The 14,806-nt window shown below is 37.4% G+C and carries 12 protein-coding genes; 5 read left to right on the top strand and 7 right to left on the bottom strand.

The genetic code is table 11. From position 1 onward, the window contains the following. The first annotated feature begins 1 nt into the window (after position 1). Complete coding sequence (locus ACJMLD_RS08010; RefSeq protein ID WP_405270296.1) at positions 2–688, top strand: ATPase; 687 nt, start codon at positions 2–4, stop codon at positions 686–688. On the opposite strand, the gene ACJMLD_RS08005 is transcribed toward ACJMLD_RS08010, so the two are convergent. Further along, positions 674–2,191 carry a replication factor C large subunit gene (locus ACJMLD_RS08005; RefSeq protein ID WP_405270294.1) on the bottom strand — a complete coding sequence of 506 codons (1,518 nt, stop codon included), beginning with the start codon at positions 2,189–2,191 and terminating at the stop codon, positions 674–676. The two genes, ACJMLD_RS08010 and ACJMLD_RS08005, sit on opposite strands and share 15 nt — an antisense overlap. Before the next feature lie 9 nt (positions 2,192–2,200). Next, positions 2,201–3,148 carry a replication factor C small subunit gene (locus tag ACJMLD_RS08000; RefSeq protein ID WP_405270292.1) on the bottom strand — a complete coding sequence of 316 codons (948 nt, stop codon included), beginning with the start codon at positions 3,146–3,148 and terminating at the stop codon, positions 2,201–2,203. Positions 3,149–3,297: 149 nt separating this feature from the next. On the opposite strand from ACJMLD_RS08000, the gene ACJMLD_RS07995 reads away from it, so the two are divergent. The 3 genes from ACJMLD_RS07995 (at position 3,298) to ACJMLD_RS07985 (ending at position 5,871) form a co-directional block, all read left to right on the top strand. Further along, positions 3,298–4,263 (top strand): zinc metalloprotease HtpX, encoded by a 966-nt coding sequence (locus tag ACJMLD_RS07995; protein ID WP_405270290.1) that lies wholly within the window; start codon positions 3,298–3,300, stop codon positions 4,261–4,263. 3 nt (positions 4,264–4,266) lie between these two features. Continuing rightward, positions 4,267–4,998 carry a tRNA (adenine-N1)-methyltransferase gene (locus tag ACJMLD_RS07990; RefSeq protein WP_405270288.1) on the top strand — a complete coding sequence of 244 codons (732 nt, stop codon included), beginning with the start codon at positions 4,267–4,269 and terminating at the stop codon, positions 4,996–4,998. Positions 4,999–5,106: 108 nt separating this feature from the next. Continuing rightward, on the top strand, positions 5,107–5,871 hold the full coding sequence (locus ACJMLD_RS07985; RefSeq protein ID WP_405270286.1) for a DUF4013 domain-containing protein: 765 nt from the start codon (positions 5,107–5,109) through the stop codon (positions 5,869–5,871). A 5-nt stretch (positions 5,872–5,876) separates the two neighbouring features. On the opposite strand, the gene leuS is transcribed toward ACJMLD_RS07985, so the two are convergent. Continuing rightward, positions 5,877–8,732 carry a leucine--tRNA ligase gene (gene leuS / locus ACJMLD_RS07980; protein WP_405270284.1) on the bottom strand — a complete coding sequence of 952 codons (2,856 nt, stop codon included), beginning with the start codon at positions 8,730–8,732 and terminating at the stop codon, positions 5,877–5,879. Between the two features lie 10 nt (positions 8,733–8,742). Beyond that, positions 8,743–9,531, bottom strand: a complete 789-nt coding sequence (locus tag ACJMLD_RS07975) for an NAD+ synthase (protein WP_405270333.1) — start codon at positions 9,529–9,531, stop codon at positions 8,743–8,745. A gap of 319 nt (positions 9,532–9,850) precedes the next feature. Here ACJMLD_RS07975 and ACJMLD_RS07970 point away from each other — a divergent pair, with 319 nt between their 5' ends. Next, complete coding sequence (locus ACJMLD_RS07970; protein WP_405270282.1) at positions 9,851–10,864, top strand: ArsA family ATPase; 1,014 nt, start codon at positions 9,851–9,853, stop codon at positions 10,862–10,864. Positions 10,865–10,904: 40 nt separating this feature from the next. Here the strand turns inward: ACJMLD_RS07970 and ACJMLD_RS07965 are convergent, their stop codons facing one another. From ACJMLD_RS07965 to ACJMLD_RS07955, 3 genes are all read right to left on the bottom strand, one after another. Next, positions 10,905–11,084 carry a hypothetical protein gene (locus ACJMLD_RS07965; RefSeq protein WP_405270280.1) on the bottom strand — a complete coding sequence of 60 codons (180 nt, stop codon included), beginning with the start codon at positions 11,082–11,084 and terminating at the stop codon, positions 10,905–10,907. 5 nt (positions 11,085–11,089) lie between these two features. Next, positions 11,090–13,981 carry a hypothetical protein gene (locus tag ACJMLD_RS07960; RefSeq protein WP_405270278.1) on the bottom strand — a complete coding sequence of 964 codons (2,892 nt, stop codon included), beginning with the start codon at positions 13,979–13,981 and terminating at the stop codon, positions 11,090–11,092. A gap of 128 nt (positions 13,982–14,109) precedes the next feature. Continuing rightward, the gene (locus tag ACJMLD_RS07955; protein ID WP_405270276.1) at positions 14,110–14,748 is read right to left on the bottom strand and encodes a cobalt-precorrin-7 (C(5))-methyltransferase; all 639 of its coding nucleotides are present in this window, start codon (positions 14,746–14,748) and stop codon (positions 14,110–14,112) included. Positions 14,749–14,806 lie beyond the last annotated feature (58 nt).

Genomic DNA, 14,806 nt, shown 5'->3' with positions numbered 1-14,806 from the left:
TATGGATTTAATGTTTGATGTTTCAGGATTCAATGATGAAAAAGAGGAATTTTCAACATCTAAAAAGGATGTATTGAAATTTCTGAAGATAATCGGAGTGGACACTCGTTTCATTTCATATACTCCACAAAAGATTTACATTAACAATCTAAGATTTTCAAAGTTTTCAAGAGCACGCGAAGCTACCTTTATGAAGCAGTATCCTGAAATCGAAGTTGTAAGAAATAAGCTGTTCCAAAAGATTTGTTCAAAATCATCAAAGCATTTGGCTCTGGAAATTGAGCCGAATTCATGCATTTTAATGCCGGAAGATAATTTCATCATTGAATTGCTTATGGAGCCTTATACCCGCAAATATGGTGTGGAACTCGTTTACGAAGGGGAATATGACTTTAAAGTCAATCCATTGATTTTGGATGACCAGGTAAATGATATCTTTGAAGGTATTTTTTCCGGTGATGGTTTGAGCTATTCTAGAAAGCCGAATGAAGTTTATCCATTGATTAATGTTCCTTTGGATTGGATCAATTCATTTTTGGAGATGGACGGTCAGGATATTCTGGAAAGTGAAAATAAAAATGAGCTGGCTAATTCATTTTCCGAATTTTTGGAAGATGTCGCTCCGCAATATAGGGAAAACGTTGTAAAGGCGGCCGAATTCATTGAAAATAAACTAGAAACTGAATAATGAAACTTGCTTGTCGGTTTTCTTTTTCTCTTTTTTCTCTTCAACTTTTTCTTCTTGAGGTTCTTCCACAATTTCAGGCTCTTCGGTAATTTCTTCTTCTGGTTCAGGGGAAGGTTCTTTTTCAACTTCAGTTGTTTCAAGGCCAGGAATTTCAAACGGCAATTCCTCTTCTTTACTTTCTTCAACTTCTGGAACAACATTCATCATTTGATTTTTGAGCTCTTCTGCACGTCTGTCACGTTCTTCAACTCTCATTTGAGCTTTCTGTTTTTCCATTTTATCAACGACTTTTTTAGGAATCTTTTTAGATCTGAACCGTTTGATTTCAGTCTCTTCAAGGTCTAAAAAGTCGGAAATTTCCCAGGCAAGCTCATCGTTTTTAAACATTATTTCGAGGTATGGAAACATTGAAATGGCTATTGAATGTGAGATATGCATTTTATCAGACATCTTTTGGGCAATGTCGTCTCTTAGGTTTCTTTTACCTCTGTTACGGCTCATTGTTGTAAAGATTGTTGGGGTCTGGATTTTTGTGAATTTCTTGTAGGTTTCATGCTTGGAGCTGCTTACTCCAATTCCCATGAAGTCAGTCGCATATTTCCAATAACCGTAATTTCTGCTTACATTTGTCCTTCCAAAGAAGATATCTGCCTTTGAAATGTAATCATATGCCTTTTTAATTTCATCTTTTTTCTTATACTCTCTTGGAATGTTTTCTGCAATGTATTCCATAACAAGTGTAGGGTCTTCTTCAATCCATAGAGCTTCTTTAACATGTGCAGGAGTTTTGCTTTTTAATACTGCAGTAATGGCATTGAATATGTCGGAACGGGTGTCTTTAGTGACCATATTTTCAACATCGCTAACTATTAATGTATGGTCCTTGTCAGCCAGTGCCTGTAGGGTGTTAATGGCAGATCTCACATCCCCTTGGGATTTCACTGCTATTTCCTTTAAGGCGGCAGGTTCCACTTCAACTCCCTCTGCTTGAGCAATCTTTCTTAAAAGTGCAGAAATTGAATTCCATCTTGACTTTTTCATTTTGATTACTTGGCATTTCGGCTTGATGGACTGCAATCTCTTTGAATAAAAATCGTTAGCTATTAAAATCATTGGATGTTTTGAGCTTTTGATTATCTCCCCGATGGCTTTTACGCCACCACGGTCATTAGTTCCATGAATACCGTCAACTTCGTCTAGAATGATTAATTTGTATTCATCTCCAAAAAGGGACCTTGAAGATGATGACTCACCGATTGTACTTTTGATTACATCTTGGGAACGTTTGTCACTGGCATTAAGTTCAATATACTCTGAAAACTCTTTTGCAATGATTTGTGCCAATGTAGTTTTTCCGATTCCCGGAGGTCCAACTAAAAGCAGCGGTATCTGAGGGTCATTTGACTTCCAAGCTTTAACCCAATCTGTGATTATCTTAATCTCTTTTTTATTGCCGACCACTTCTTCGAGACTTTGCGGTCGGTATTTGTCAGTCCATAACATTTCTATACCTTATAAGAATTGGGTGAGTAGTGCTTCAAGTTGTATTCTTGGATTGGCTCCTTCTCTAATTCTAAAATCGCATTCTGCTATCGCTTCAATCAGGTCCATGTATATTCCTGCATCCATTTTGCCTTCAATTACTCTTTTGGAAACGTCCTGATAGATTTGAGTTACCATGTCCTCTCCGCTGGTTCCCTGCAAAACCATTGTGTCTCTTAGGATATTTCTGGCAGCCATGAAATCGCCCATAAGGGCTTGGTTTATCATGTTTCCAATATCTTGTGGTTTAGCTTTTGAAACAACTTCATAAACTGCATCTTCAGTTATTGCCTCTCCTTCTGAGGCTGCAGCCTGCAGAACATTCACAGCTTTTCTCATGTCCCCTTCGGCAAAGTAGACGATTGAATCAAGTCCCTCATCTGTAGTTTCAAAGCCTTCATTGTCGCAGATGAATTGCAAACGTTCCTTGATTTCTTCTCCTTTGATTGGAGCAAACCTGAATATGGCACATCTTGATTGGATAGGGTCAATAATTTTTGATGAGTAGTTACAGGAGAGTATAAATGAAGCGGTTTTTGTATACATTTCCATTTCTCGACGAAGCGCGTGCTGAGCGTCTTTTGTCATGTTGTCGACTTCGTCCAGGAATATTATTCTAAATGGGGCTCCTACAGGTTTCAATCTACAGAAATTTTTGATGCGATCCCTTACTGTGTCGATTCCTCTTGCATCGGATGCATTCAATTCCAAAAAGTTTTGTCTCCAGTATTCTCCTAAAATGGATTTTACCAGTGCTAAGGCTGTGGTTGTTTTACCGACACCTGCAGGACCTGTAAACATTAGATTAGGCATGCTTTCTTCGCCTACATACTTTTGTAATCTTGCTACGATTTGCTTTTGTCCTACAATGTCTTCTAATTTTTGTGGTCTATATTTTTCTACCCATGGTCCGCTCATTTAATCACCATTATCTTATAGTAACATTTATGTACTAGGTTGTTAAATTATTTTTTGCTTAACTTTTATTAATGTATGAAATTAAATAGATATATAATTACAGTGAGCATTTGAAAAGTAATGTTTATGAAAAATTCAAGGTGTTAATCATGAAAGGCACATGGAAACTTAAGCTAAGAATGTGGATGACATCCATTTTAATGTTTACAATCGTTTATATCCTGGTTATGGTTGCAGGATCATATCTGGGGGTTGGCAGCTATATGATATGGCTGGTTGCAAGCCTCGTAATCGTATTTTTGCAGTACTGGTTTGGACCAAGCTTAGTGAAACGCTCCATGAATGTAAGGCCATTGTCCGAGGCTGAAGCCCCTCATATTCATCAGATGGTTCAGGAATTGGCCGATGAGGCAGGCATTCCAAAGCCTGAGGTGGGTCTGTCTGAAGTGGATATTCCAAATGCATTTGCTTATGGAAGATCCAAAAGAAGCGGTCATATTGCAATTACCCGTCCGATTTTAGGATTGCTTGATCGTGATGAGTTAAGAGCAGTAATCGGTCATGAAATGGGCCATATAAAACATAATGACATGATTGTAACTACTGTTGTAAGTGTCATTCCAATGATTTGCTATTATATTGCATTGGGATTCATGTTTTCAGGAGACAGGGACAACGGAGGAACAATCATCATTGGAATCTTAGGTTATGTATTCTATCTTGTAGGTCAGCTATTGGTATTGTTCATTTCCAGGATAAGGGAATATTATGCTGATGAAGCAAGTGTCGAGTTTGGAAACAGGCCTGTTGCATTGGTATCTGCATTATATAAGTTATCTTATGGGGCTGCAAAATGCAATGACCAAACAATCGCTGATTTAAATACAAATCGTGCATTCTTTGTCAATGATATAAATAATGCTAAGCATGATGTCAATGATTTCCGGCAAATAGACTTTGACGGTGATGGAAGAGTATCCGATGATGAGCTGAGAAGACTTGCAAATTCAGATGTTAAGATTTCAAGAAAGAATGGAATCATGGAATTGTTATCCACTCACCCGGATTCCTTAAAAAGAGTTAAAAGATTAGCAGAATTAGAAAATGAGGTATAGACTATGAAGATGATTTTAGATGAACGTGGCAAGAAATATGTTTTAAAGCCTGGCGAAGATTTTCAAAGCGACTTGGGCATTGTCAAAGCCGATGTTTTGGATAATGCCGAAATCGGTGATGAGGTTAAAAGCCATTTGGACCACACATTTAAAATCATGAAACCCAACATCAACGATTTCATTGACATAATGGATAGGAGATGTTCCATATTGATTCAAAAGGACATCGGGCAGGTTTTGGCTCACACAGGATTGGGGGCAGGCTGCCGAGTAGTCGATGCCGGAACCGGTGCAGGCGCCATTGCACTTAATTTCGGAAATGTTGTGGGAAGCGAAGGTGAAGTGTTCACCTATGAAATAAGGGAAGACTTTGCGGAAGTTGCCCAAAAGAACATTGACAGGTTCGGAATAACCAACATCCATGTTAAGAATCAGGACATCAAGGATGGAATCGAGGAGGATAACATAGATTTGGTCTTTTTGGATTTACCGAAGCCGTTTGAGATATTTGAGGATGTTTGGGATGCCTTAAACGTTGGCGGGTGGCTGGCCGTTTATGCACCATACATTGATCAGGCCGAAGTTTCCTACCGTGTCGCCAAAAAACTCGGATTTTTTGACATTGAGATATTTGAAACTTTGGAGCGCGGATTGGAAGTCAGGCCGCAGGGCGTAAGGCCAAAGACACGCATGGTTGGCCATAGCGGATACATTGTATTTGCTAGGAAATTATAATTACTTATTATGAGTAATTTTTTTACTTTTTTTTTTTATTTATGATAGATTTTTCAAAAAGTTAATTAACTACTCTCTCATAAATTTTATAATATAGGAGTAGAAAAAATGCCAAATGCAATGTTGAAGGGTTCGGTTAGATATTGTACGGAAAATAAAATATTTTGCCTTTACGTGCTTGCTCAGTTTATCCTATTTGAAGTCTTATTGAATAAGGTTGGCGGACTCATGAAGTCTACCTCATTAATAGTTCTTTTGGTAGTATTGGGCTATGGGCTAAAGGTTACTCAGGATGTAATCAATGGAGGTACATGTCTACCTAAAATAAAACTTAAGGAATTGGTTAATTTTGGCATAAAGGGAACAGTTGTCTATACCTTTTACTTGACTATCCAGGCTTCAGCTTTGGGCTTGATTTCTTTAGTGTTCAATTTCCCAGAATTTGATTTGGAGGAGTTGATTTTAAATCTTCATGAGACAATAGCACTGTTTTTTGAGCATGATCCAATTAGTTTCATATTGTTTATCCTGCTGGGGCTCATGATTGTTTACGGCACAATATTCTTCATGGAAATCGCTTTGGCGATATTGGCGGATGGCGGAAAACTCAAAGAGGCATTTGATTTTCCTAGGATTAAAGATACAATCGATATAATTGGATGGAAGGAATACGCTGCAGATTATACAAAAATCGTAGCGGCTGTTGTTATTTTGGTCTTCATCAATGGATTGTTTACCACTTATGGCGTTTTTGGTATTTTGATAGGTGTAATAACTGATATGTTGGCATTTATAGTCGAATATCGTGGTATTGGTAATATCTATAAAGAATATAAGCATTTGGCAAGTAAAAAAGAAAAAGAGTTGGAATAAGTGAATTATTCCATGAATAATGCAGGTTTATAAGGCATTGCATTTTTGGCCTTGTTTTGTGGGTCGTATGAGTCATCGGTGTGGATAATTACTTCATTGCCACATTCTTCTTTTATGTAGTCTAAAGCATCATTCAAGATTTCCTCTTCGTTTATTTTTCCGATGTATCTTGTTTTTGTTATTTCCTTACCGATTTTTTTGGCTACCATAGCTATCTCTTTTTTGTCATCGTAGATATTGGCTGCGATAGCTTTACCCATAATTTGGCCGATGTCCGGTTTTCCAACCTCATCAGCTATTTTGTACAAGTCCCATTTCCAGTCAGGAGCAAGGTAAATGTGTACCTTTTCGACATCGTCTCCGACCATCTGCTTGATGTGTGCAATGTCCTTGATGATATTTTCAACCAGTTCCTCTGATTTTTCGATTTCAGGACTTACTAGTGAGTCATCATATTCAGGCCATGCAGCTTCGCTTACAAAGCCTTCTCCGCCATAGGCTGACCATAGCTCTTCTGAAGTATGAGGTGTGAATGGCGCCAGGAGCCTAATCCAAGCTTCCAAGACAGTTGACAAGACGTAGATTACTGCAGGATCCTTATCATCAATTATATGTTTTACACGATATAGATAGTGGTCAACATCCTTTTTAAGCAGGAATAATGAATTCTGCAAAGCTTGTCTGGTTTGGAAGACCTCTAAAGCTTCAGTTGATTTTTTGATATGTTCGTTAAGCTGGCTGATCATCCATAAGTCGATGGTACGGGTCAATTCAACTTCTTCGATATTGCTCAAGTCTAGAGGAGAGCCTTTGATTTCTTCAATTCTGGCTGCAAATTCCCTAAACCATTCGAGTCTTCTTTTGGTTCCAAGAACTTCCTTTTCTCTCCAGTCGAAGTCTTGCCATGGTTCGGCTGATGCCATCAGGAAGAGCCTTACTACATCGGCAGTGTAATCGTTGATTGCATCTTTGAGTAAGATTACATTACCTTTTGATGAGGACATCTTGTTTCCTTCCAAAAGACCCATACCGAATACTACAGTTCCTTTTGGCCATTTGTCTTCAGGATAGATTGCGCTATGTGCAAACATCAAAAAGCTTAAGTGGTTACCTACCAAATCCTTTGCGGACAATCTCCAGTCAAGAGGATACCAGTAGTTGAATTCATCTTGGATTTCCTTGACTTTTTCAGCAGGCACTGTTATTTCACCGGAATCCTTGTTGAGCAATACCTTATCAAAGAAGGCAAGGTTCAAATCATCAGGGTTCATATCCCTTAAGTATTTGGCAATTGTATAGTATGACATGTAGATTGTTGAATCTGTTAAAGGTTCAATCAGCCATTGATTGTCCCAAGGGAGTCTTGTTCCAAGTCCAACTTTTCTGGAACATGCCCAGTCATCAAGCCAGTTAATGTAGTAGTCAAAGTTGTTCTTCAATTCCTTTGGAATGATAGTTTCGCCTTCAAGGACGTTTAAGGTCTTTTCGGTCCACTCTTCATCACCGTATTTCATGAACCATTGGTCATCCATGATTTTGACGACACAGTTGTTGCCGCATCTACAGATAACAGGTCTTTCAGCAAAGTCGTACATGATTGCAGCCATGTTCTGTGAAATTAATTTTTCCTTTAACTCTTCACGAGCAAAGCGAACTTTCATGCCTCCGAAATCTGGTATTGATTCAATTATTGTACCTTTGCTGTGCTGCTGTTTGTATAATTCGTTAGTAGCTTCGTGCAGTTTTTCATCGTTTTGGTCTGTAATTCCAAGTCTTTCGATGATGTCGGCTGCAGGGATTTCCCCATAGCCTTTGAGGGTACAGACAGGAATCGGATGAACATTTTCAACGATGCCTTCCAAATTGTATTTGGCAATTAGTTCATCATTGTTTTTCAAATCCTGAAGGGCAATGTAGTCTGCCGGAGCATCAGCAGGTTCGGAAAATACGACACCGCTTCCGTAGGATGCACTTACAAAGCTTGCTGGGAAGATTGGGATTTCATTTCCTAAGAATGGATTTGTAGCCATTTTACCGATTAAATCGTTAGGGTCAATTTCTTCGATGATTTCCAAATCTTTGATTTGATTTTTTAAATTATAGTGAGCTTCTTTTGTAATAACCCATTTTTCACCTTCCGCATCAACTAAAACATATTCCACATCAGGATTTAACCAAATGTTGGTTGCTCCAACGATGGTTTCAGGCCTTAAGGTTGCTGTCACGAGAATCTTGTCTTCAATAGGGAACTTTAAGAGTGTAAGTTCATTGACGGCCACTCCTTCACCTTCAAGCAAGTCATGGTCTCCGACAGGGTTGTCACAGTTCGGACAGTATTTTACAGGGTGTTCCCCTTTTGCAACCAATCCCTTTTCATGCAAGGTTGTAATCTGCCATTCGATGAATTTTTTGTAGGTCGGATCGATTGTCCTGAATTCTCTTCTCCAATCGATTGAATAACCCATTTCATCCATTACTTCATGATATTCGGTGGAGAAGTATTTGACGATGAATTCAGGGTCTTCCAATTTAGGTAAAGTCTCTTTAGGAACACCATGCACTCTGTGGTAGAGGTCAAGTGTCCATGGGTCTTTTCTTTTAATTCTGTCAGCTATTCCAATAACAGGAGCGCCGGTTACGTGCCATGCCATTGGGAATAATACGTTGTAACCTTCCATTCTTTTAAATCTTGCATAAACGTCCGGTACTGTGTATGTACGGCCGTGACCTATATGCATTGCACCACTAGGGTATGGAAAAGCAACGGTAAGGTATAGTTTTTCTCTCTCATCAGGGTCAGATTCAAATAATTTTGCATCAGCCCATTTTTTCTGCCATTTCTTTTCAATATTTTCGCTCACTAAATCACCCTTATAAGATTGTTTTTAAAGGACTTTCAGGAACTTTGCTTTTGTGCTCGCTCCTTTTGATTTTTGTAATAATCATGTCAATGTCATCAGCTGAAATATCCAGTTTTTCAGCTATCTCACCAGTTTTCATATCTTTTTCAGAGTAAAGATATAAAATCTGATCAAGCAGATTGTAGCTCATTCCAATTTCCGCTTCATCGGTTTGGTCATCCCATAATCCTGCACGCGGAGGCTTTGAGATTATTTCTGTTGGAATTCCCATAAATTCGCTTAATTTGAAAACATCAGTTTTGTACAAATCGCCAATCGGTTCCATATCGCATGCACCATCCCCATGCTTTGTAAAGTACCCTATTAGGATTTCGCTTTTATTGCCGGTTCCGCAAACCAGGTAGTTTTTCTGATTGGCATAATAATAAATGATTGACATTCTGATTCTGGCTTTGAGATTTCCGACAGCCAGATTGTCATTGTCAAGTTGAGTTGCAGACAGATATTCGTTTAAAATGGAATCGATGCCTATTTCCCTATAGTCGATTCCTAGGTTTTGGGCTATTTCAATTCCATGAATATTGTCCTCTGTCGGTGTTGTAGCGGATGGTAATGTAATTCCAAATACATTCTCTTTCCCGACTGCTTCACATGAAAGGTAGGCTGCAAGGGTTGAATCAATTCCACCGCTCAAACCGATGACGATTCCATCGGTTTTGGATTCGGACACTTTTGATTTGATGAATTCAACAATGCTGCTTCTTGTCTTTTCACAGTTCAGTTCTGGAATTTCGCTAATGTTTTCACCAACCTTATCATTCATACATAGAATAGTTTGTAATTATTAATTAATAAATTATATTATGCAGTCGGGAGGATTGGTTTTAAAAATGATTTTTAAATTTTTCAAAAATTGTTTAAAATGAAGGTTTCCATGTGTAATAAATATTTTACAAAATATTGCACAATCATTATGTCCTTCTGGAAGATTTTACTTCTTAAATTAAAGTATAATATTTGTCTTCATTAATGAAGATTATAATAACTAACTTTATATAGTAAAAGGAATTAAATAACATTTAGTTACTAAAAGTAAGTTTATTAAAGGAGGTAAACTCATGGCATTTAAAGATTATTTTAAATTCAATAAAGATCAAACAACATTCATTTTCGTAGGGGGAAAAGGAGGAGTTGGAAAGACTTCAGTATCTTCCGCTACTGCATTGTGGTTGGCTGAACAAGGCAAAAAAACCTTAATCGTTTCAACAGACCCTGCACATTCCCTGTCAGATTCACTTGAAGTGCCGATTGGAAGCTACCCTCGTGAGATAAAAACCAATTTGTTCGCAGTTGAAATTGACCCTGAAGTTGCAATGGCTCAAAAGCAAGCACAATTGGAAGCTCAAAAGGCAGCCAATCCGGATGATGCAGGCAGTTTATTCGGTATGGATTTCCTATCCGACCAATTGGATATGGCATCAGCCTCACCGGGTGCCGATGAAGCGGCAGCATTTGAATTGTTCATGGGCGTAATGAACTCAGACGAGTATGATGTTGTAGTATTTGACACAGCTCCAACAGGACACACCTTAAGATTGTTGTCATTCCCGGAAGTAATGGACTCCTGGGTTGGCAAAATGATGATGCTTAAGGCAAAATTGGGCACTGCAACAAATGCCTTAAAGAAAATCATGCCGTTCATGGATGCGGTTGATGATCCTCAGACTTCTGAAGATTTGCAGAGAACCAAAGATGAGCTTGACAAGGCAAAAGCCATTTTGTCCGACCCTGACAGAACCACATTCAAGATGGTCGTAATTCCTGAAGAGATGTCAATCTACGAATCAGAAAGGGCTCTGGAGGCATTAAGCAAATTCGACATTACCGTTGACAGTGTTATTGTAAACCAGGTGATGCCTGATATTAGCGATTGTGATTTCTGCCACTCAAGACATAAGTTGCAGCAAAAACGTCTGGCATTAATCGACCAAAAGTTCCCAGACCAGCACATCGCTGAAATTCCATTGTTCAAGGATGAAGTCAAAGGTCAGGAAAAGCTATTGAAATTGGCTCACATCCTCTATGACGGCGAAGACAACGATGAAGTTACCCAAGAAGCTATTCAATTGTAAAAAAATAAAAAATAAGTTAAAATAGTTATTATTTTAACTTTCATTCTTCTTTTTTGAAAAATTCCTGACAAAATGGAATAAAGAACAGCAAAAAGAGTATTACTATGGTTATTGAATGAAATTCCATTGTTATTGTCTCATAAATCAAGACAATAATGAATAGAATGTCAAGAATTTGAATTAGCACATGTTGCTTTCTGAATTTTTCTATCAATCCCATTTAAATCAACCTTTCCAGCTTTTATCCCAATATTTCGATGGCATGCTAAACGGCGTCCATGTATCTTCACAGAAATATTTGTATGTTTCCTGTTTTGTTAACTGTTTTGTTTTCCCGTTGCTGATGTAGACTGCATTATCCCTGTCCAATGTCAAATCATCTTTGATTTTGACTTCAATATAGTCAGTTCCGCCCTTTTTATTTGGGATATTGTATATTTTCTTTCCCTGCAGATACCCAGGTCTTGTGAAGGTGACCTTGTCCATCATTTCATGCCAGTCGTTCTGATTCGACATGTCCCGATATTTGACTCCAACCGTTTGGGTCAATGCCATCGTAGCAAACAAGCCCAAGCTCAATGACGTAACTCCAGTTGATGCCTTTTTAACGATTGCAGTAATCACGCTGTAAACTATTAGGCTAAATGGATGAATCTTGCTAAATTTGTCAGATAATAGGTACGTAGTGGGTGATGAATATTTCAATGTTTCCTTAATGCCTTTGATGATGTCATTTGGAATCATTCCAACTCCGCAGCAGTCGTTGGTTGTGGAAAGTGCAGATCCTTTGTATGTGTCATTTCCCTTTTTAATAATCACATGGGTTATTCCGCTTGTGATATTCATTGCCATTGCGGAATTGCTTCCATCCTCTGCAAATAAATACAACAAATCGCCCCATTGCACAAGGCTGAAATTTTTTTTCTTGATTGCATTGTAAATGCTGTCTAAAGAGTTCATTGCATTATCTCCAAATCTTTTTGAGACTTTATCTAAGGAATAGTCCTCTAGATATGGAAGATAAATGGAATTCATCATTCTGAATAAAATGACCTTTTTTGCACTATTTCCAGTCACATTCATACCCATATCTGTATTTAAGATATCCAGATACGTGTCTTCCAGGTTTATTCCTCCTAAAACAGTTAGGGTTTTGTTTCTTTCCCATTTGACATTGTAATCTTTGGCATGCTTGTCTGCAAGCTCATCGGCAAGCCAGATAGTTTCAAGAGAGGCTAAATGCATTCCATAAACATTCATTACTCCATATCTGTTTAAATAAATCGAATTTTTTGAAATCCAGTTCTCTAAAATATTTCGACTAATCCTTTCATTGATGATGCTGTATGCCTGTAGGACTTCAAAGCCCATTGTGTTTCTGTAGTATTCACTTAATCCATAGCTTATGCTTTCCGTTTTTTCCTTTTCTTCTTTGCCGTTAATCTTAAATTTTGTTATGATGTCTTCTTTTGAAGGATATCCTACAATATTTTTTCCAAAATAGCTAAATGTCACGGGTTTTCCAGTATTTGTAAATCTTATCGATGCAGTATTGTGATTTGTTATTTCATCGTAGCTTCTGTAGTTGAAGTCATAGATTGTTTTTCCATAGAATTTGGATAGGCTGTATCTTAATCCTAATTCATCGTAGCTTAAGGTCAGGAATGTGATTTTGGCCGTCACTTTATCATTTTCCATGTAGGTCAATGTTTCGGATGATTCCGCTCCTTTGCTTGCATAAAATCCAAATAGTTCAACATTGGCTTTGGTTTTGCTCTGATAATCGATTTGGGTATATCCCGTTGGCCTTGATATGATTATTCCATTTCCTTTTAGTTTGCTTTTGTCGATGTCGCTTTTAATTTCACTCCCATCAAATGGAATCAGATGGCTTTTGTAACCGATTACAGTAGAATCAACACCGTCAATTTTAGTTGTGGAGAATCTGTAGGTATTTGATCCTATCTGGATAAGAAATACTTCGTTTTTAGGCATTTTTATAATTCCATAATATCCTGTTTTTAATGAATAGGCGGAATTGTAGTATACGTAATTTGCCGTAACATTAACATAATTAGGTATCAATGTTGTATGGATGTATTCACTTTGAATTGCCGGTTTATTCACGGTTATCTTATTTTTATTTTTAAGCCCGCCATATTCCGTGGTTATGGTATAGTTTCCGGCTTTTAAATTGACTTTTAGACTTGCAATTCCGTTTTTATCTGTAGTTTTCGTATAGAATTTTCCATCAACTGTTAGCGTAATTTTCTTATTGGCTGATGCATTTCCATTGCTGTTGAGAATTTTAGCATTGAATTTGCCAACATTTCCTTCATAAATTATCAAATCTTTAGTTTTGAGCAACGATTTTATCGTAATGGCTTTTGTAATGCTTTCTGAAGTTTTGGGATTAATTGATGAAATGCTGTATTTTCCAGGCTTTAAGTCTATGGATAATTTAGCAAGGCCTTTGGCATTGGTTTTCACTGAATACGCTTTGTTGTTTAATTTAAATTTGACATCAGCATTTTTCAGCAGGTTTCCTTTTTGATTATAAAAAGTAGAGGAGTAATATGCAGTATTTTTATAGTATTTTGTAAAGTCACTGCATTTTATTGTGCTTTTAACGGTAATATTGCTTTTTACCGATTGGTTATAGTATTTTCCGGTCCCAGCAAAGTTCGTTAAAACGACATAGTTACCACTTTTTAGTTTTATGTTAAGGGATGCAGTGCCTTTATTGTCAGTTAGCTTATCATAATTTTTACCATTTATTTTAATTCTAACATTTACTTTTTGTATTGCTTTTTTGTTTTTGTCTTTCACAGTTACTTTAAATTTGCTTCCGTCTTTATAGTACATTTTTAAATTAGGGGCAGTCAATGTAACTTTTTCTTTTTTAACAGTGGATGTTGCTCCCAATTTTTCAGTTTCGACATTGTTGGCTTCAAGTTTTTCCTCATTTTTCTCTACACTTAATCTACATAAGTCCTGATTCGGGTCAGGTTGTTCGATACTTGCTATTGTTTCATTTTCACTGTTTGCAGCCGACACGGCACCAATCAAAAAAAGAAAAACGAAAATGAAACATATGGTGTTTATTTTCCTGTTCATAGTACCTACCTTAATTGTTAATTTTTCATTTAATTAACGATTAAAGTATGATATCTCGAACATATAAACTTTAATTTTAAAAATAAATAGTAAATGATATTTAAAATGGTTTTTAAGCATAAATTGTTCTATTTGATGACCATAATGCACATATATGTAAATTCACTTTGGGCAATCTCTTTTAAGTTGGCATCAACAATTCTTTCGTCCGGGTAGCTTAATCTCTCGCAGACTGTAACTTCACGATTCTCATCAACTCCATTGTCAATCAGGAATTGTGCCATATCCTTGACCTTTCTTGAAGGAAGGGCGATTGTTGTTTTTCCATTGTTGATGACCGGCAGAATCTCTTCTATGTTTTCCCTTCCATGGAATGTCATCACGTTGGCGCTGTCCCATTGGATGTGGCATCTTGCAGCCGCAAGTTGAAGGGAGCTGATTCCCGGAATCACTTCGATGCTTTCTTTTGGAAAACCCTTTTCAGCTGAAATTCTCAAAACGGTATTCAAAACGCCTGAAAAACCGGGATCTCCTGTTGACAATATTGAAACGGCATTTCCGTTGCAGGCCAGTCCGACTCCTTCCTCAAGTTTGTCGAGCAATTCCTTTACATTGAATGCGATTTTATTCTGCACATCATCAAACAATTCAATCGCACGTGTACTTCCGACAGTATAGTCGCTAGCTTTAACGGTATCGATTGCTTTTTTGGTCAGATATTCGCTTGCACCGGGTCCGATTCCAATAATATAAATTTTTCCAGTCATTTCAATCATCAGTTTTAAATATTTTCATAAATGTTGTCTTGTTAAATGGTATGTAGTA

The sequence above is a fragment of the Methanobrevibacter sp. genome, from assembly GCF_045112895.1.
Classification (GTDB): Archaea; Methanobacteriota; Methanobacteria; order Methanobacteriales; family Methanobacteriaceae; genus Methanocatella.
This window is presented reverse-complemented; position numbering and strand designations above follow the sequence as displayed.